We start from the raw sequence: 19,167 nt of genomic DNA, 5'->3' as shown, positions 1-19,167 counted from the left end.
AATTGCAATTTGCATACTTGGTTAATGATATAAATGAAGCATCAGTTTACTTTCAGCCCTTTGGCGACTGCTATTTTAACCTTATTGTGTGGTAGCACAGTCTCAAGTTATGCCGACTCTAAAGACAGTACAACTGAGGTGGACAATCAAGCACTTCAAACTGCAATTAAAGAAAGCTACCCTGGTCAGCGCTTCTTTGATCAATATTATGTCAATAAAAATTCAGCCGAAGCGCAACAACGTAGCACGTTCTCCCCAAGCTCGAAATTTTGTGCTCAAACTTGGTTGACACCTATCAGCCCTGATACTAAAGCAGTTGATCCTGAGCAAGCAACATCGATCATCACCGCTGATCGTGCATATTACAATCCAAATGGTGATTCAGAATTAGAAGGCAATGTCATCATCGATCAGCAAGGTCGTATGGTTCGTGCAGATAAGATTAAAATTGACAACACTCAAACCCATGCCAAAGCTTCTGGCAATGTACAGTTGGCACAAGCGGGTTTATTGGCTCAAAGTGATCAAATTGACTACAATTTAAAAACCCAAACGGGACGCCTCAATAACAGCTTTTATATTTCAGAAGCGACACATGGGCATGGTCGTGCAGAAAATATTGAGCGCACCTCACCCAATATTTTACTCCTTCAGAATGCAACTTATAGCACGTGTCCACCTGAGCAAAGCCCAACATGGAAGATTCAAGCCAATTCGATTGAGTTAAATCAAGACACTGGGCGTGGCGTGACCAAAGGCACTAAACTATATATTAAAAACACACCAGTGCTGGCTGTGCCATATTTCAATTTCCCTATTGATGATCGTCGTACCACTGGCTTATTAAACCCAGGTTTTGGTTATACCAACGATGGTGGTTTAGAACTTGAGGCGCCAATTTATCTCAATTTAGCACCCAATTATGATGCGACTATAACTCCACGTTTCATTGGCGGCCGTGGATTGATGGCTGAGGGTGAGTTCAGATATCTGACTGAACAATATGGTGGAGGTCGTATTTGGGGTGGTTATTTAGCACAAGATCGTAAATATGATGATGAAGATCGTAAAGATTTACACCTCTTGCATAATTGGAAAATCAATGACCAATGGATGACCAATTTAGAATACAACTATGTTTCTGATAAAGACTTCTTTGCCGATCTAGACAGCAATCCGAATACAAGAACGGAGTTAAACCAACGCCGCGCTTGGGATCTTAATTACGCGAATGGAATTCCAGGGTTACGCGCGCAACTCAAAGTTGAAGACTTCCAGACGCTAGACCCTGATGTTGATGATGTTGATCGCCCCTATGCACGACTACCGCAATTGCTCGTCAATTATATCACTGGTAATCCGCAAGGACTGGAATATGAATTTAATAACGATACAGCATATTTCCAAAAAGATATTAATGACTTAAATGCTTCAGACAACTCAAATATGGACACCATTTATCAACCAAGTGGTACACGTCTTTATAATGAGTTTTCTGCTCGATATAATTTCCGCAATCAATGGTCATTCTTTATACCTCAAGCATCAGTTCGCTCTATAAATACCTTCTTTGATCAAAATACGATTGATCGTATCACCGAAGAACAAAGAAAAAATACCAAAGACAATGCAGTTATAGTTCCAGAGTTTACTTTAGATGCTGGTCTTATCTTTGAAAAAGATGGAAAATTCTTACAAACCATCACACCACGTGCATTCTATGCTTATGCACCACATAGAAATCAAAACAGTTCACCAAACTTTGACTCAACCGCAGCGTCCCTGAATTACGATCAACTCTTTAATCCACGTCGCTTTTACGGTCATGACCGCCTAGAAGATAATAACTTCTTATCACTCGGGGTAAGTTACAGCCTCTTTGATACTATCGGATTAGAACGTTTACGTGCCAGCATCGGACAAAGTTACTATTTTGAAGACCGTAAGGTGACTTTGAATAATAGTCAAAATGACCCATTTAATACTGAGCGTCAAACTGGTCCTGTGATCAGCATTGCCAGCCAGCTTTCTCAGAACTTTACTGTGAATGCAAACTCAATGTGGATGTCTAACGGAGATAATGCTCAACGTGATCTACAAGTGTATTACACAGGTGATCAAGGTAACCTATACAACTTTGGTTATTTTAATCGTAAGCGACTTGAAGATCGTCAAGACCACTATGACCAAGTTACAGCATCCTTTATACAACCTGTGAAAGGTAATTGGAATTTGATGGGTCATATGCAATATGATCTAGACAACAGTGTTGCACGCGAGTACCTTTTAGGTATTAATTATGAGTCGTGCTGCTGGGGTGTTTCGGTCTATGGTCGCTCTTATTACAATGACTTAGATGATGTTAATGCACCAGATACCAAACAAAAACGTGCTGTAATGGCAGAGTTTACACTTAAAGGACTTGGTGGCTTAAACAGTAAGTTAAGCTCTTTACTGGAAAATCGAATCTTGGGTTTCGATAAAGTTAAACAAAATTGGACGAATTAATGAAGATGCAAAATTTAAAACAACTCTTTAAAGCTTCAGCATTAGCACTTGTTATTTCTGCATCAGTGTCAAGTTATGCAAACCCATCAGATCAAATCGTTGCTATTGTTGGCAAAAGTGCCATTTTAAAAAGTGACATTGCACAAGGTGTCGCTGAGCTACAACATCAGCTTAAAGCTCAAAAACAGGATGTACCACCACTTCAGGTACTTGAAAATCAAGCTCTGAATAAACTTATCATCCAAAATGCGCAACTTGAACAAGTAAAACGCTATGGCATTCAAGTTGATGAAAAAACTTTAAATGATGCTGTACTTAATGTTGCTCGCCAGTCGAACAGTAATAGCCTTGAAGACTTCCAGCAAAAGCTTGACCGTATGGCTCTGGGCACTTATGAAAACCTACGTGCTAAAGTCGCTGATGATCTTGCTATTCAGCGCTTACGTCAACAACAAGTGATGTCACGCATCAAAATCAGCGACCAAGATGTTGAAAACTTCCTCAAATCACCGGAAGGTCAAGCTGCTGTGGGTACTCAAGCTCACGTCATTCACTTCAGAATTTCAGGTGAAGCCCCTCAACAAGAACTTACCCAAGTCGCGCAACAGGTTCAAGATGCACTTCAGACTTCCAATAATGTAGACGCAATACAGAAACAATTTTCTACATCTACAATTAAAGTTGAAGGCGCAGATATGGGCTCGCGCTCAATCGCAGATATTCCAGAAGAACTTGCATCGAGTATCGCTTTAATTTCACCGGGCAACACCACTGATTTAATTCAGGCTCGCGATGGCATCCACTTGTTGAAACTCTTAGAACGCAAGTCAAATGAGAAAAAGACAATTGTGCCACAATACCAAACTCGCCACATTCTGATTAAGACTTCTGAAGTGGTGAGCCCTGAAAATGCCAAACACACAATTGACAGTATTTATAGCCGTGTAAAGGCAGGTGATGATTTTGCAGTCCTTGCTGCAACTTATTCAAATGATCCAGGCTCTGCACGTGATGGTGGTAGCTTAGGTTGGGTTTCACCAGGAATGATGGTGCCAGAGTTTGATCAAAAAATGCAGACTGTGAAAATTGGCGAAGTCAGTGAACCTTTTCAAACACAGTTTGGTTGGCACATTTTGCAAGTTACTGATGCACGTCAGCAAGACATGACTCAGGAACAGCAAAAACGCATAGCGCGCCAAATTCTTGGTGACCGTCAATTTGATGCAGAGTTAGATGGCTGGTTAAGAGAGCTTCGCGCAAGTACATACGTTGAAATTAAACAACCCAACCAAAACTAATTTTTTCTTAATTGAGAGCCTCCACTATGGGGGCTTTAATTTTAATTTTTAGGCTGTTCATATAAAAAAAGGCACCTTCATCAGGTGCCTTTTTGATTACTCAAAAATTAACGATTGTTATCGTCTTCTTGAGCATCATCAAATTTTGTTTCGCCATCAAAGTTTGGTGTAGAAGTCGCACCAAAGCCACCTTGACCACCGAAGCCACCTTGACCACCGAAGCCACCTTGACCGCCAAAACCTTGACCGCCAAAACCTTGACCGCCAAAGCCACCTTGACCGCCAAAGCCACCTTGACCACCGAAGCCGCCTTGACCACCGAAGCCACCTTGACCACCGAAGCCACCTTGTTGACCACCGAAGCCGCCTTGAGCACCAGCAGGAGCGCCTGCAGGAGCACCAGCAGGACGTGGATTACGTGCAGGTACAACTGTTGAAATAGCGTGTTTGTAAACCATTTGGCTTACCGTGTTTTTTAATAATACAACGTATTGGTCAAATGATTCGATATGACCTTGTAATTTAATACCGTTGACTAAAAAGATTGAAACTGGAATACGTTCCTTACGGAGAGAGTTTAAGAACGGATCTTGTAAAGTTTGACCTTTAGACATGTTATACTCCAAAAAATAAAATCAGCGCAAAAAAACTATCTTTATTTTTCAATTAAAATTTATAAAAAAGATAGTGAGTAAATTTTGCTTTATCCATATAAGTTTCGCAAGTCTTCTTGAGCTTGCTTTATCGTCAAAAAAGTTTGAAAACTGTGCGCTTCTTGCAAAGAACGTAACCAAGTGTATTGACGTTTAGCCAGTTGTCGTGTTGCAAACAAACACTTGTCTTCCATATTTTGCTTAGATTTGAGACTTCTATCACTATTTTTAAGAAAATCTAAAGCTTGGCGATATCCAACAGATCTCGCCGATGGCAAATTATCGTTTAAATCGTATTTTTCAATCAGGTACTCTACCTCATTTAAAAAACCGATATCCCACATTATTTTTAGGCGCAGTTCAATTCTTTTGTGTAATTCTACACGATCAGGTAACAGCGCATAATTATGAAAATTGTAACGATATGGCTGTTTTTTGGGCTGTTCTGCTTGAAGCTCAGTGATAGGTCGACCTGTCAGACGATAGACTTCTAGCGCGCGTATAATGCGCTGACGATCACTCACTTTAAACTTCTCACCTGCCATAGGATCGACACGTTTTAACTCTTCGTAGACGCTCTCCCAACCCAATGCCATGGCTTCATTTTCAATTTGTTGACGTACCTTTTCATCAGCATTAGGGAGATTCGTTGCCAAGCCTTCCAACAGTGCTTTGTAGTACAACATCGTGCCACCCACCAAGATTGGGGTCTTACCGCGTGAATGTATTTCATCAATCAGCAGCGATGCATCTTCAACGAATTGAGCTGCCGAATAAACCTCAAGCGGTGTAATAATATCAATCAAGTGATGTGGATATCGCTCCTGCTCTTCTTTAGATGGCTTAGCCGAACCGATATCCATGTCCTTATAGATTAACGCAGAATCCACTGAAACAATTTCAAAATTACCGCGCTCATATAGCTCACATGCCAAAGCAGTTTTCCCACTCGCAGTCGGCCCCATTAAGTTGATGACTGGCATTTGATTTGACATGTATAATTACTCTCCTCGAGCAAATAATTTATCTAATTGACTAAGTGGAAAAGCTCTCCAAGTCGGTCGTCCATGATTACATTGACTTGCAAACTCAGTTTGTTCCATCTGCCTCAACAGTGCATTCATTTCAGAAATACTTAACATTCGATGCGCACGCACTGCGCCATGACATGCCATCCCTGCCAAGATATGGTCTCTTTTTTGTTGTAAAGCACTGGCCTCATCATTGGGATCAAGATCATTCAAAAGTTCTGGGATTAATGCATTAAAATCAGCTTTGTGCAAAATAGCAGGCACACCTCGCACTATCACTTGCTCATCGCCATATTGATCAATTTCTAAACCAAGCCGCGCCAACTGAGACTTAAGGTCTTCGATACGCGTGGCTTGCATGCGTGTAATTGAAATCACTTTTGGAATAAGCAACTGCTGTGATGTCCAAAATTCAGGTTTATCCCAAGCAGATTTCATTTGCTGTAATAAGATCCGCTCGTGCGCGGCATGCATATCTACAATGATCAAACCTTCAGAATTTTGCGCCAGAATATAAATTCCATGAAGTTGTGCAATTGCAATCCCCAAGGGGAACTCATCAACTCTAGACGATGTTGATTCCATCTCAGCATCATGAGGAACTTCAAAATTAGATGACGTTTCTTTCAAAGGTGCCAAATAAGACTTGAGTGCATTACTGATATTAGAATTTGAATAAGGCTGGCTCGGCGCACTATATTGAACTGACTGAGGCTGTTTAACACTAAAATCTGTTAAATACCCCTCATGACTCGATTCCTGCAACGTCTGGGACATAGGGGGCGCTGCTGGAGCATTTTGATGCAGATTAAATTGCTCTTGATAACGTGGTAACTGTACTGATGGTGCGATGACATCTTGATCAAGCTTTAAAGCCTGGGCTAAATCCGCAGTCGCAGTTTGAAATTGCGACAAAGTTTCTTTGGCAAAATGACGTACAAATTCGTGTACTTCACGTTGATTCAAAAATCGAATTTCATGTTTAGTCGGATGCACATTCACATCAATAAATTCAGGATCAACTTCTAAGAACAACAAATAAGCTGCATGTTGATGCCCATGCAAGATGCCATCATAGGCCATTCGCAAAGCATGAGAGATTGTTTTATCTTTTACGATACGACCATTCACGTACACATACTGCAAATCACTTTGTGCTCGAGCATCAGAAGGATGACCTAACCATCCTGATAAGCGCATATTGACACTATCAGCATCGATCCAATACGCATTTTCCGTAAATTGTCGACCTAAAAGCTGCTGTACACGTTGAAATCTGAGTTGACCACTGTCTGCGACAGGCAAATTTAAACGGATAGTACCATTATGTTCCAGCACAATCCGAATATCGAAATGCGTTAAGGCTAAGCGCCGTACGATTTCTTCAATGTGACCAAATTCCGTATTTGGCTTTTTTAAAAACTTTCGTCTTGCTGGTACATTAAAAAATAAATCTTGTACACGTATGTGTGTGCCTTGCTGAGTAGCAACAGCTTGAATCTCTTGATGATCAAAGGCCGTGCCGTTTACTTCGACCTGATAACCAATTCCTGAATCATCACGACTACTGGTCAAGGTCAAGCGCGAAACAGCAGCAATGGAAGCCAAGGCTTCTCCCCGAAAACCTAAGCTCACAATTGCATGTAAATCTTCAGCAGTTTGAATTTTACTGGTCGCATGACGCATGACCGCAAGCGGAAGATCCTCAGGATGAATCCCTTTGCCATTATCGATAATCTCAATCAGCGTACTACCACCTTGTTCGACTCGAATGATTAATTCAGTCGCACCTGCATCAATGGAGTTTTCTAGAAGTTCCTTTACCACTGATGCAGGACGTTCAATTACCTCTCCCGCAGCAATTTGGTTTGCTAATGCAGGAGATAAGGTTTGAATTCGATTCAAGCTAAGATCATGCGCCATAGATTTATTTAAAACTGTGTCTTTAATTTTGCGAGTAAAGCTTCATCATTTGAAGAAATCGTGACATGACGCACTGATTCATCATCAGATTTCTCAATATTCAAGATAACATCTGCTTCTGGAATTTCGTCACCACCTTTAGAGGGCCATTCAAACAAGAATAGCGCATCAGCAATATCCAGATAATCACGAAGACCCATCAACTCAAGTTCATAAGGATCATTCAAACGATACAAATCAAAATGAAAGACATCCTGCTGATTGATTTTATACGGTTCAACCAATGTATAAGTCGGGCTTTTAACCGCACCACGATGACCTAAATTTTGTAGCCAATAACGCGTCAGGGTAGTTTTACCCGCACCCAAATCACCAATGAGGTATATGACACCCTTTTCAATACACTGCCCTAAACATGCAGCTAATTTTTGAGTATCTGCTTCATCATTTAAGTTGAGTTGAAAAGAATATTGCATCTGGATCACATTAGACATCTGTTGAAGAGGTATAATAGCATGCTCCTGAACAGTGCCTATCTAGACTTGTTCAAAAACTCATTCATCTGATCATTTTTTTATTCTGTTGTCTTGTTATGTCAAAATCAAATTCAGAAAGTGCCCCAAGTTTTACGCCACCGATGATCAATGGTGTAACAGCCAGCAAAGTATTTCTTCCAAATCTACAAATCTCCCCGATCACGATTTATGATTTTCTCATTCAAGCCTTTTCTCATATAGACGCACTGGAATGGCAACAACGCTTTCAAGATGGTCTTATTTATAATACAGATGGCAACAAACTTTCCATCAACTCGGCGTATCAACCCAATTCTCATATATTTTATTATCGTTTTTTAGCAGACGAAATTCATGTTCCATTTAAGGAAAAGATTTTATACGAAAACGATGATCTGCTCGTGGTGGATAAACCTCATTTTTTAACCATGAGTCCGACAGGTCAATATGTTCAAGAAACCTTATTGGTGAGATTAAAGCAGTTCACTGATAATCCTCATCTCACTCCGATTCATCGTTTAGACCGCGAAACAGCAGGTGTTGTTTTATTTTCAAAAAAAGTTGAAAGTCGCGGAGTATATCAACAACTTTTTGCAGATCGTAAAGTATCCAAAACATATCAAGCCATCGCACCTTACTCAAAAGACTTAGTCTTTCCACGAACAGTTGAATTGCGCATAGAAAAGGGAAATCCATTTTATATAATGAAAGTATGTGAAGGTGTTACCAATTCTGTCACTCAAATTGACCTGATAGAACACAACTCACAGTGGGGACGATATATTTTGAAACCGCTGACTGGTAAGCAACATCAACTTCGCGTTCACCTCAATGCGCTCAATATTCCAATCAAAAATGATCCTTTTTATCCGGTAATCGCGCATAAAGCTGAGGATGATTTCAGTGCTCCGTTGCAATTACTTGCTGATGAGCTTCAATTTATTGATCCGATATTAAATATTGAAATGCACTTTAAAAGCACGCAAACACTGACATTGTAGATTCATTGTAATGACAAATTTATATAATTTTCACGTTCAGACATTGAAATTACATTTACTTAGATTAAAATAAGCACTTAAATTTAGAGTCGTTTGGTTTTAATTCATGAGAAAAACAGAAGTTTATCAAGTTCGACTTGACTCACAAGAAAAAAAACAAGCCTTTGCAGTTTTTAAGCAATTGGGGATTACACCAGCGCAAGCAGTGCGTTTATTTTTCAAACAAGTTGTACTGACAAAGTCCATTCCTTTTGCAATCGAAAATCAAACGATCAACATGGATCAATTGTTGAAACTCAAAAAGCTTAAGCAAGAACAACAAGATTCCAACACTACAACTTCGAGTTTAGATGACGACGATTTTTTTGCAGAATTGAATGCACTTTTGGGTGAAAGCGATAAAGATTAATTTTTGACATAAGTTAACTTTGTCGTATTTTTAAACAATTTAATTTACAGCGCCCTGCACAAATATGTTTAGCTCTTCATCATAACAACATTAAAAATAATGATCTGAGGAGAGCTCAACAGTGATAGTACGGAAAGCCACAACAGAAGATCTCAATCAACTCGCTGTACTTTTTGATGAATACCGACAGTTTTATGGTGCATCATCCAATATTCAACAATCCTATGATTTTCTAAAACAGCGATTCGAAAACCAACAAAGTGTTATTTTTATTCACATCAAAAATGATGTAATCACTGGGTTCGTGATTCTTTATTTAGGTTTTTCGTCCCATGCTTGTTCAAGCTACTACATTTTAGATGATGTATATGTCACTCCAATTTATAGAAGACAAGGTTCAGCTAAACAACTCATTGACACTGCAATTTTGTTTGCACAATCCGAAAAAGCCAGTCGAATTTCATTAGAGACGCAACGAAGTAACTTTCAATCTCACCAACTTTACGAAAAGATGGGCTTCGTCAAAGACAATGAATTCCAAACCTATCATTGCTTTCTATCTTAAGGCATTACATAACATATCGTCTTGAGAATAGAGTCTTTAGCATTGATGATTTAAATCTCAAGGAGTTGAGCATCAGGACTTTGATTTTTTGCGGCGAGTATTTGCTGTTCAGTGAGATAGCAATATTCACCTTCAGCAAGGTGATCTAATTTTAATTGTCCAATTTGCAGTCGATGCAATGATTCAACACGATTTCCCACAGCAGCAACCATACGCTTTACTTGATGATAAACGCCTTGATGCACTGTAAATTGTAGGTGTTGATTGCTTATGAGTTGAATATCTGTTGCTTGAAACAATCCTGTTTCATTGCGAAGCTCTACACCTTGACCCAATTGAATGATTTGCTGCTCAGTGACTGGATCTGCTGTATGCATTTGATAAACTTTAGGAACATGTTTTTTAGGATGAGTCAGCGCTTGCAGAAATTGTCCATCATCTGTAAGTAACAATATACCAGTCGTGTCTTGATCTAAACGTCCGACTGTTTGCACTCCCCTTTGCAACAATATTTCATCGATTAATTCAAACACGCTGAAGTGATGCGTCGCTTGATGCGAGCATTCATAGCCTACAGGTTTATTGAGTGCTATATAAACTTTTTCACGATAAGTATATTCATCGTTATACACGTGGAAGCTAAGACCTTGAAGCTTCAGTTTATATTTCGGGTCCGTGATCACAGTACCATCAATGACCACTGCACCAGCTTTAATTAATTGTTGACAATATTTTCGTGATCCAAAGCCTTGAGACTGTAACATTTTTTCCAGAACCATGAATCACTTCCATTACTTACAATATTCGTTGAAATTTAAAGGATGCCATCTGAATGCAGACTTTAAATCAGTTAAACTATTATAACTTTCAAGTACTGTCCTGATAAGCACTGGATCTTCTTTATGTCTCAATTAGACCTCAATTTAATCGTTCTAATCATTTTATTGGCATGTGGAATATTCAGTCAAAATACAGCTGTCACAATTGCAGTCGCAGTACTTATTGTTTTTCGTATCACCCCTTTAAACGAGTATTTTCCATTGCTTCAACAGCATGGTTTAAATATCGGCATTATTATCCTCACCATTGGCGTACTCACGCCAATTGCCAGTGGCACCATTCCGGGTAAAGATATCCTCAAATCATTCTTGAGCTTAAACTCAATTTTAGCCATTGGAATCGGGTTATTGGTGGCATGGTTAGGTGGTCGTGGCGTAACGCTTATGGCGAATCAGCCAAATATTGTCGCTGGACTTCTGATTGGTACTGTAGCAGGTGTGGCTATTTTACGTGGCGTCCCTGTTGGACCTTTAATTGCAGCAGGAATACTTTCCATTATTATTGGCACTTCTTGAAACAGGTTGCTTTCACGACTGAACAGTCATTTCACAAACGCAACAGTCATTATTTGTTGGTTTGATCTTTTAGAACTGCGGTAAAGTATTTTGATTACGGATACTTGCACAGTTTAAATTATGCAAAAAATTAAAATTATTCGTCAGGATCAATACGAACTCGCTGCTACCTTTTTTCCTGCCGAGCATTCAAAGCGTCTTCCCGTCTTGGTGTGCCCTGCCACTGGAATTACTCAAAAGTTTTATCATCGATTTTGCGAATGGCTTAACCAACAAGGCTATGCCGTAATGGTGTTTGATTTTAGTGGTATTGGTGCTTCTCTTTATGGCCCATTGAAGCAATCCAAAGCAAGTATTGTGCAATGGGGGCAGTTAGATATTCCCGCTGCGATTGATCAACTCTTACAACTTACCCATGCCAAGCAAGTTATTCTTGTCGGTCACAGCGCCGGCGGACAACTCATTGGGATTACCCCCAACCATGATAAAGTTGCAAAAGTCGTTGCAATTGCAGGTTCGACTGGGCATGTAAAAGGGCTCAAAGGTCGTACGAAACTACTTGCCCCTGTGATGTTTAAAGGTATTTTTCCTCTCGCACGTATGATGCTCGGTTACGGCCCTACCCAAGCCATTGGTATGGGGGAAAATCTACCGAAAGATGTTGCACGTGACTGGGCTCAATTTTGTAGTCAACCAGGCTATGTTATTAATGCAATTGGCAAAACGGTTACCCTAGATCAAGATTATCACAAAGAGATACGAATTCCTGTCACGGCCATTTGGGCAAGTGATGATGAGATTGCAACCGAAGCAAATGTTCAGGATTTACTTCGTTTGTATCCTAATGCACCTACTGAAGCGATCGAACTCAAACCCAAAGAGCTTGGCCATAAAGCGATTGGACACATGATGATGTTCAAACAGTCGCATCAAAATATTTGGCCGATGATCGAATCTCAACTGCATATATAAATCTCCATAAGTAAAAAACCGCCTTAAAGGCGGTTTTTTAAACTTAGTCTATCCCAATATTCCAATGGAGAGCTGGATCACTATCGCATTTACAATATCAATGAAAAAAGCACCTGTCAGTGGAATGAGTAAGAATGCTTTGTGTGAAGGACCATAGGTATTGGTTACTGCTTGAATATTGGCAATAGCCGTTGGCGTCGCACCCATACCAAAACCACAATGACCTGCTGATAAAACCGCAGCATCGTAGTTGCTCCCCATCACCTTAAATGTCACAAAAGCAGTGTATAAAATCAATACCAGCATTTGCACAATCAGAATCGTGACTAACGGACCTGCCAAATCTGCTAATAACCACAGTTGTAGTGATAACAATGCCATAGATAAATAAAGCGATAAAGATGCATTTCCAAACACGTCAATCGCACGATCAAAGATATTTACTTTGAATACATGTTCAAGCAGATTTCTCAAAATCACACCTGAACCTAACGCCCAAACAAAGGTTGGAAGCTCAAACCATTTACCCTGACTAAAATCTGTCATTAAGTTTGCCGTGAATATACAAAGTGCAAACATACCAAGGGTCGAAACCGCATTACTTGCAGTAATTAATCGTGTCTTTTTTGGATATTCAAATGGTGCAGATTTTAACTGATCATCCAATTGTGATTCGTTTTGATCATTGTCAATTTTGTCAGCCAGTTGATGACGTTTAATTAAAAATTTAGCAACTGGACCACCAACGATACCACCAATGATCAGACCAAAGGTCGCACTTGCCATACCCAATACAATAGCACCTTGAATGCCATGCTGGGTTTCAAGCACTTGGCCCCATGCACCTGCCGTGCCATGACCACCCGTTAAGGTGATTGAACCTACAATTAAACCAATAAGAGGATCTAAGCCTAAAACCGTCGCTAAACTCACCCCAACAATATTTTGAACGATCACAAATCCGATCACACAGAACAAAAATATAAATAGGGCTTTCCCGCCATCTTTTAATTTAACAAAATCTGCACCTAAGCCCACAGAGGTAAAGAACATCAGCATTAAAATGCTTTGAATTTGCGCATCAAAGGTGGCACTAATATTAAAGAATTTAAATAAGATGAATGCTGTAATTGCTGCGACTAAACCGCCAATCACAGGTTCAGGTAAATTGTAGTTTTTAAAGAATTGGACTCGGTTGACAAGGTATCGCCCAATAAATAGAAAAAATACGGCAATCACGATGGTGCCAAAGGCATCAACTTCAAAATTCATTGTATTTCCCTAATGTTTTAATTTTAATCAATTTTCACAAAGAATTATGCTTTATTCAGCTATTGAAATGTAATTTTCCAGTGATTTATAGGCAGTACATTTATTTGTACTGCCCTGTTGGTTTATTGCGCCTGTTTTCTTCTTTGCTCTCGAATTGATTCGTGAACTTGATCTGGCTCAACTACACCTAGGTGATGCTGATTGTAATAGCGCTGTTTATCGTATTCAGACATGTTTACTGTTTCATCTTTATATTTCTGATAACGTGCGTCTTCTTCTGAATCAGAATTTTTAATCTCCACGCTTGAACATGCAATGAGCGTTAGACTGATTAAACTTAATGTGAGTATGCTTTTCATTATATTCATGCTGTGTTCATTTATGCTTATTCTATTAATTTCACCTTTCTAGATTGTTGCTGTCTGTTTTATTTATGGTTACGTGCTTGTAAGATTTTCGCAGTAGTCGATTTGAATTTATATTCGATTCAGCATGACGAGTCTGTGTGAATGTGTTTTAATGCAGGCAGTATGAGATGAGCCTTATATGAGTATCACGTGAGTGGTACGACTAGCCCCGTAATTTTTTAATTACGGGGCTTTTTCATGGGCTTTCTTTTTCGGTAGATGACGGTTTCTCCATATTTTTGAAACACCCACTCTTTTGCTTGTTGATCAGTGATGTCTTCAAACACGTAGTAGTCATGATCCCATGCTTCTTGATGGAAAATGACCATCTTTGTATAAGTTTCATTCTTTCCATTGGTCATACAAATAAAGCTGTCGCCTTGGTCTTTGACTTGAGTTCCGTTGAGGAAACCACCGATGCAGAGGAAGCGGGATTGTGAGGTCATTTTATCTATTAAAACTCTTGAATAATTTTCTATTTAAAGACTTTTGATTATTGGGCTTCCTTCTATATAAGATAAGTAATATGAGGAGGATGTTAGCATCTTCAAAAAAAACTTATTAAATAATTCTCTTAATATGAGAGTATTTTTCCAAGCTTGGTTAACATCGCTAACTTCATTACCATGTGCTGCATCATTTCGTTGTTGCCAAGCTAATTTTTCAAATTCTGATAGCGGTATTGAAATATCATTACAAAAAAAATTCATCTTATCTTTCTGCGAATAAGTATTCATATTTCCTATCTTATTTAAAAAAATTGTCTTCTGTTCGTCAGTCAGTTCAAAATCTTCTAACTGTACTTCTAATTGCTTTCGCATTTTTTTAAAGATAGATTTATCTATAATTTTACTATAACTAACATTATTAATTTTCATATATATAGCTTGTAACTTTTCAATTAAAGCCCCGTAGTGTACAGCTGCAGTTATTGAGTTAGAGTTTACAGCTACCCAATAAGTAAAAAATATACTATCAAGATCATATTCTTCATATTTAGAATAAAATTCTTTCAACAAATTTTGAAAAAAATTAGACTCTATAATATTTACGGCATTTAAACTAAGAGGTGCTGGTAGTTGAAAATTAATATTTAATAAATTACTCTCATTCGTATTAATATTTTTTAAATAACTAAAAGAAGGTGTAAAATATTTATTTACAAAAGTGTATCCAAAATAAATCAATGGACATCCTAAAATATAAGAAATAACTTTTCTAATTTTTTCCCTCTTTTCCAAACTTACATTATTTTTATAAAGTATTACCCCCTTATTACCATTATTATTTTTAATTATTGATACCTCATCTTCTTCTATTTTAAATTTAATACTATTGCGAGGATGATGTGACTGATCTATTAATTTTTTTACCAATTTACAATCTAGTGTATTTATTTCATAAGTTCTTGTATGTTCTTCTTTCCATTCTATTGAATGAGGGAATATATGATTAATTTTTAAATTATCAACAAATTCTATTAAATATTCAGCACCTATTAACTCATTACTATCCTCAAAACAAATTTCATCAACTATAAATATATCTGTATACTTTGAATTACAGGGTAGTAAAGAATGACTCCTTTGTATCGGTAAAGCATACATTAGTATTTTTTGTTTTAATAATTTATGTTCGAATACAATAAGGCTTTCATTTTTATCAATATATCCAGTTTTTTCTTTCAGATTTGAATCATCAACAACCGTCCCTTCTACTTTTAATTTTAATCTAGCTTCTTCATCTCTAAATAGCAAAAAATTCCCATTTTCTGCTCTTAAAAAGCCTTTATGAAGACATATAAACTCATTGAAATTAAAATTCAAATCTTCCCATATACCAATAGACATATTAATACTCAAAAAAATAAGGGCTGATAAATCAGCCCTTATTCTAAACTACTTTTTGATCAATCAGACATTAAGTCAACTGAGCTGCAGCAATTTTCTTCGTATCAACGTCTTTAGCAGCGTCTGTATAGTCGTTCATTTGATCGAAGTTCAAGTACTTGTAGATATCCGCAGACATGCTATCAATTTGAGCAGCATATTGTTGGTATTCTTCAGGAGTTGGCAACTTACCAAGCACCGCAGCAACAGATGCAAGCTCAGCAGAAGCCAAGTAAACGTTTGCACCTTGACCTAAACGGTTCGGGAAGTTACGCGTAGAAGTAGATACAACAGTTGTATTTGGAGCAACACGTGCTTGGTTACCCATACATAATGAACAACCTGGCATTTCTGTACGCGCGCCAGCTTTACCATAAGTATTGTAGAAACCTTCTTCCATCAATTGGCGTTCGTCCATACGAGTTGGAGGAGCTAACCAAAGACGAGTAGATAAAGAACCACCAGGTACTTTGTCTAAAAGTTTACCAGCTGCACGGAAGTGACCGATGTTCGTCATACAAGAACCGATGAATACTTCATCAATTTTGTCGCCTTGAACGTCAGAAAGAAGTTTTGCATCATCTGGATCGTTCGGGCAGCAAAGGATAGGTTCTTTGATGTCAGCAAGGTCGATTTCATACACTTTCGTGTATTCAGCGTCAGCATCAGCTTTAAGAAGTGATGGATTCGCTAACCATTTTTCCATGTTCTCAACACGGCGCGCCATAGTACGAGCATCGCCATAACCTTCAGAGATCATCCACTTCAACATCGTGATGTTTGAACGAAGGTATTCAGCAACTTTCTCTTCAGAAAGTGTGATCGCACAACCAGCAGCAGAACGTTCAGCAGAAGCATCAGAAAGTTCGAACGCTTGTTCAACAGTTAAGTCAGTTTCCATTTCTGATAAGTCGATCTCTAAGATACGACCAGAGAAGATGTTTTTCTTACCTTTCTTCTCTACAGTTAAGTCACCTTCTTTAATTGCGTAGTAAGGAATCGCATGTACTAGGTCACGTAAAGTGATACCAGGTTGCATTTTACCTTTGAACTTCACAAGTACAGATTCAGGCATATCAAGTGGCATAACACCAGTTGCTGCAGCGAACGCTACAAGACCAGAACCCGCTGGGAAAGAAATACCGATTGGGAAACGAGTATGCGAGTCACCACCAGTACCTACTGTATCTGGAAGAAGCATACGGTTTAACCAAGAGTGGATAATACCGTCACCTGGACGCAGTGATACACCACCACGGTTCATGATGAAATCAGGAAGCGTGTGTTGCATTTGAACGTCAACTGGTTTTGGATACGCAGCAGTATGACAGAAAGATTGCATTACGAGGTCAGCAGAGAAACCTAAGCAAGCTAAGTCTTTCAATTCGTCACGCGTCATTGGACCTGTTGTATCTTGAGAACCAACAGTTGTCATCTTAGGTTCGCAGTAAGTACCTGGAAGTACACCTTGACCTTCTGGAAGACCACAAGCACGACCAACCATCTTCTGAGCAAGCGTGAAGCCTTTGCCAGTTGCAGCTGGTTGAACTGGAGTACGGAACAAGTCAGAAGCAGGAAGACCCAATTCTTCACGTGCTTTAGTAGTCAAACCACGACCAATGATCAAGTTAATACGACCACCCGCACGTACTTCGTCTAGAAGTACTGGAGTTTTTAACTCAGCTTCAGCAATTTGAGCGCCATCTTTGAACGCTGTAACTTTTGCAGTCGCTTTGTCAATCTTCAACGTGATTTCGTCGCCCATGTTCATGTTTGCAACGTCGATCTCAACAGGTAACGCACCAGCGTCTTCCATAGTGTTGAAGAAAATCGGAGCAATCTTAGAACCTAAGCAGTAACCACCTTCTTTCTTGTTTGGAATGTGAGCGATTTCGTCACCAAAGAACCAAAGCACAGAGTTTGTTGCAGATTTACGAGAAGAACCTGTACCAACAACGTCACCCACGTAAGCAACAGTATTGCCTTTCGCGATTAAGTCTTTGATTTGGCTTAATGGACCAACTTCACCTGGAACTTCGGGCTTAATACCATCACGTTCATTTTTAAGCATCGCATTCGCGTGTAACGGAATGTCTGGACGGCTCCAAGCGTCTTGTGCAGGTGACAAGTCGTCAGTGTTAGTTTCGCCAGTAACTTTGAAAACTGTAAGTTTGATTTCTTCTGGAACATCTTTACGGCTAGTGAACCATTCAGCGTCAGCCCAAGATTGAAGAACAGCTTTCGCGTTTTCGTTACCTGCTTTTGCTTTATCAGCAACATCATGGAACGCATCGAAAACAAGAAGTGTTTTCTTAAGCGCTTCAGCAGCTAAAGCACCAAGCGCTGCGTCTTCTAATAATTCAACTAAAGGAGCAACGTTGTAACCACCAAGCATAGTACCTAGTAAGTAAACCGCACGCTCTTTAGAAACTAATGGAGAAGTCGCTTCACCTTTCGCCAAAGCAGCCAAGAAAGCAGCTTTTACGTAAGCAGCTTGGTCAACACCTGCTGGAACACGGTTTTCAAGCAAATCAACTAAGAATGCTTCTTCGCCAGCTGGTGGATTTTTTAATAATTCAACTAATGCAGCTGTTTGAGCGTCATCAAGTGGCTTCGGTGGGACTCCGAGTGCGGCACGTTCTTCAACGTGTTGGCGGTAAGCTTCTAGCACGGTGTTATTCCTCTTCTTTAAAAAATTACTTGCAATATCCTGCTTATAAAGCCTGCAAATAATATGGACTGCTAAATTTTACTAAAATTCCGGTTAAAAGTTAATGCAAGAAGAGTGTTTCTTTGTGATGACCATTATTTTCTTACTAAATGATCTCTCTTCTGATTACTCATTGCTCAATATGTTGTTTTATCGAACAATTCTGACATTAACATGAAGCTTTTACGGATCTGAAATAAATAAAAGGCAACAAGATGTTGCCTTTTAAATCCTTTTTTGACTATTCAACCTTAGTGGACAGTCGTGCGATCTAAATATTGTTGCAGACTTTCTCGTGTTCCTTCGAATCTGACCAGAATTTCATCATCATGTAGCATGCGGTGTTCGGCACAGGCAAAACTAATGTGTACCTGATAAATTTTGGCATGTTCATTGATCATATTTTTAAGATAGACTCGATCCCCTAGACTTAGGACGTAATGGCTGCCATTAATTACAGCAACACCATTGGCATCTTCAAGCAGAAGATCGGCATTATTCAGGTATGCGACCACTTCCATTGTTTCGCTCCTTTTGTTTTATTTATCTTATTTTTATATAAGCTTTTCTATTTTAATGCTAATTAAAATTTGTAATTAATTTCAACAAAAAAAGGGAAACTTACGCTTCCCTCTTTTTTATGATCAATCTTTTTGTAG

The 19,167-nt window shown here is 38.9% G+C and carries 18 protein-coding genes; 7 read left to right on the top strand and 11 right to left on the bottom strand.

Annotation, left to right across the window (positions count from 1 at the left end; all coding sequences use genetic code 11):
* Positions 1 to 33: 33 nt before the first annotated feature.
* Both AC1M87_RS03965 and AC1M87_RS03960 read left to right on the top strand, forming a co-directional pair.
* Positions 34 to 2,508, top strand: coding sequence for an LPS-assembly protein LptD (locus AC1M87_RS03965; protein ID WP_092766270.1), 2,475 nt, complete (start codon positions 34 to 36; stop codon positions 2,506 to 2,508).
* Positions 2,508 to 3,806 (top strand): peptidylprolyl isomerase, encoded by a 1,299-nt coding sequence (locus tag AC1M87_RS03960; RefSeq protein ID WP_481592999.1) that lies wholly within the window; start codon positions 2,508 to 2,510, stop codon positions 3,804 to 3,806. Before AC1M87_RS03965 ends, AC1M87_RS03960 begins: the two co-directional genes overlap by 1 nt.
* A 107-nt stretch (positions 3,807 to 3,913) precedes the next feature.
* On the opposite strand, the gene hfq is transcribed toward AC1M87_RS03960, so the two are convergent.
* The 4 genes from hfq to tsaE form a co-directional block, all read right to left on the bottom strand.
* Positions 3,914 to 4,420 (bottom strand): RNA chaperone Hfq, encoded by a 507-nt coding sequence (gene hfq / locus AC1M87_RS03955; protein WP_481592998.1) that lies wholly within the window; start codon positions 4,418 to 4,420, stop codon positions 3,914 to 3,916.
* A gap of 89 nt (positions 4,421 to 4,509) precedes the next feature.
* Positions 4,510 to 5,454 carry a tRNA (adenosine(37)-N6)-dimethylallyltransferase MiaA gene (gene miaA / locus AC1M87_RS03950; protein ID WP_481592997.1) on the bottom strand — a complete coding sequence of 315 codons (945 nt, stop codon included), beginning with the start codon at positions 5,452 to 5,454 and terminating at the stop codon, positions 4,510 to 4,512.
* Positions 5,455 to 5,460: 6 nt separating this feature from the next.
* Positions 5,461 to 7,413: a DNA mismatch repair endonuclease MutL gene (gene mutL / locus AC1M87_RS03945; RefSeq protein WP_481592996.1), complete on the bottom strand. Its 1,953-nt coding sequence runs from the start codon at positions 7,411 to 7,413 to the stop codon at positions 5,461 to 5,463.
* A gap of 8 nt (positions 7,414 to 7,421) precedes the next feature.
* Entirely contained in the window at positions 7,422 to 7,889 is a 468-nt protein-coding gene (gene tsaE / locus AC1M87_RS03940; RefSeq protein WP_481592995.1) for a tRNA (adenosine(37)-N6)-threonylcarbamoyltransferase complex ATPase subunit type 1 TsaE, read from the bottom strand.
* 116 nt (positions 7,890 to 8,005) lie between these two features.
* On the opposite strand from tsaE, the gene AC1M87_RS03935 reads away from it, so the two are divergent.
* The 3 genes from AC1M87_RS03935 to AC1M87_RS03925 all read left to right on the top strand — a co-directional run bounded on the left by AC1M87_RS03935 (position 8,006) and on the right by AC1M87_RS03925 (position 9,903).
* Positions 8,006 to 8,929, top strand: coding sequence for an RluA family pseudouridine synthase (locus AC1M87_RS03935; protein ID WP_481592994.1), 924 nt, complete (start codon positions 8,006 to 8,008; stop codon positions 8,927 to 8,929).
* A 106-nt stretch (positions 8,930 to 9,035) separates the two neighbouring features.
* Positions 9,036 to 9,338, top strand: a complete 303-nt coding sequence (locus tag AC1M87_RS03930) for a type II toxin-antitoxin system RelB/DinJ family antitoxin (protein ID WP_092766206.1) — start codon at positions 9,036 to 9,038, stop codon at positions 9,336 to 9,338.
* Positions 9,339 to 9,459: 121 nt separating this feature from the next.
* A complete protein-coding gene (locus tag AC1M87_RS03925; RefSeq protein WP_035264628.1) occupies positions 9,460 to 9,903 on the top strand; it encodes a GNAT family N-acetyltransferase in 444 nt (147 codons plus the stop codon).
* Positions 9,904 to 9,953: 50 nt separating this feature from the next.
* Here AC1M87_RS03925 and AC1M87_RS03920 read toward each other — a convergent pair whose 3' ends face one another.
* Positions 9,954 to 10,682: a pseudouridine synthase gene (locus tag AC1M87_RS03920; protein ID WP_481592993.1), complete on the bottom strand. Its 729-nt coding sequence runs from the start codon at positions 10,680 to 10,682 to the stop codon at positions 9,954 to 9,956.
* 123 nt (positions 10,683 to 10,805) lie between these two features.
* Between AC1M87_RS03920 and AC1M87_RS03915 the strand changes: the two genes are divergently transcribed.
* On the top strand, positions 10,806 to 11,258 hold the full coding sequence (locus AC1M87_RS03915; RefSeq protein WP_092766204.1) for a DUF441 domain-containing protein: 453 nt from the start codon (positions 10,806 to 10,808) through the stop codon (positions 11,256 to 11,258).
* Positions 11,259 to 11,378: 120 nt separating this feature from the next.
* On the top strand, positions 11,379 to 12,230 hold the full coding sequence (locus AC1M87_RS03910) for an alpha/beta hydrolase family protein (protein WP_481592992.1): 852 nt from the start codon (positions 11,379 to 11,381) through the stop codon (positions 12,228 to 12,230).
* 48 nt (positions 12,231 to 12,278) lie between these two features.
* Here the strand turns inward: AC1M87_RS03910 and gltS are convergent, their stop codons facing one another.
* The 6 genes from gltS to AC1M87_RS03880 form a co-directional block, all read right to left on the bottom strand.
* Complete coding sequence (gltS, locus tag AC1M87_RS03905) at positions 12,279 to 13,502, bottom strand: sodium/glutamate symporter (RefSeq protein ID WP_035264641.1); 1,224 nt, start codon at positions 13,500 to 13,502, stop codon at positions 12,279 to 12,281.
* A 122-nt stretch (positions 13,503 to 13,624) separates the two neighbouring features.
* On the bottom strand, positions 13,625 to 13,870 hold the full coding sequence (locus AC1M87_RS03900; protein ID WP_481592991.1) for a hypothetical protein: 246 nt from the start codon (positions 13,868 to 13,870) through the stop codon (positions 13,625 to 13,627).
* 218 nt (positions 13,871 to 14,088) lie between these two features.
* Positions 14,089 to 14,355, bottom strand: a complete 267-nt coding sequence (locus tag AC1M87_RS03895) for a hypothetical protein (protein WP_481592990.1) — start codon at positions 14,353 to 14,355, stop codon at positions 14,089 to 14,091.
* Between the two features lie 33 nt (positions 14,356 to 14,388).
* Positions 14,389 to 15,759: a hypothetical protein gene (locus tag AC1M87_RS03890; RefSeq protein ID WP_481592989.1), complete on the bottom strand. Its 1,371-nt coding sequence runs from the start codon at positions 15,757 to 15,759 to the stop codon at positions 14,389 to 14,391.
* Positions 15,760 to 15,829: 70 nt separating this feature from the next.
* Positions 15,830 to 18,469 (bottom strand): bifunctional aconitate hydratase 2/2-methylisocitrate dehydratase, encoded by a 2,640-nt coding sequence (locus tag AC1M87_RS03885; protein ID WP_481592988.1) that lies wholly within the window; start codon positions 18,467 to 18,469, stop codon positions 15,830 to 15,832.
* A gap of 290 nt (positions 18,470 to 18,759) precedes the next feature.
* On the bottom strand, positions 18,760 to 19,029 hold the full coding sequence (locus AC1M87_RS03880; protein WP_035267100.1) for a hypothetical protein: 270 nt from the start codon (positions 19,027 to 19,029) through the stop codon (positions 18,760 to 18,762).
* Positions 19,030 to 19,167: the final 138 nt, after the last annotated feature.

The sequence above is a fragment of the Acinetobacter sp. 24-47-62 genome (assembly GCF_056779765.1).
The sequence above is the reverse complement of the archived record's forward strand: the minus strand, read 5'-3'. Positions and strand labels throughout refer to the sequence as shown.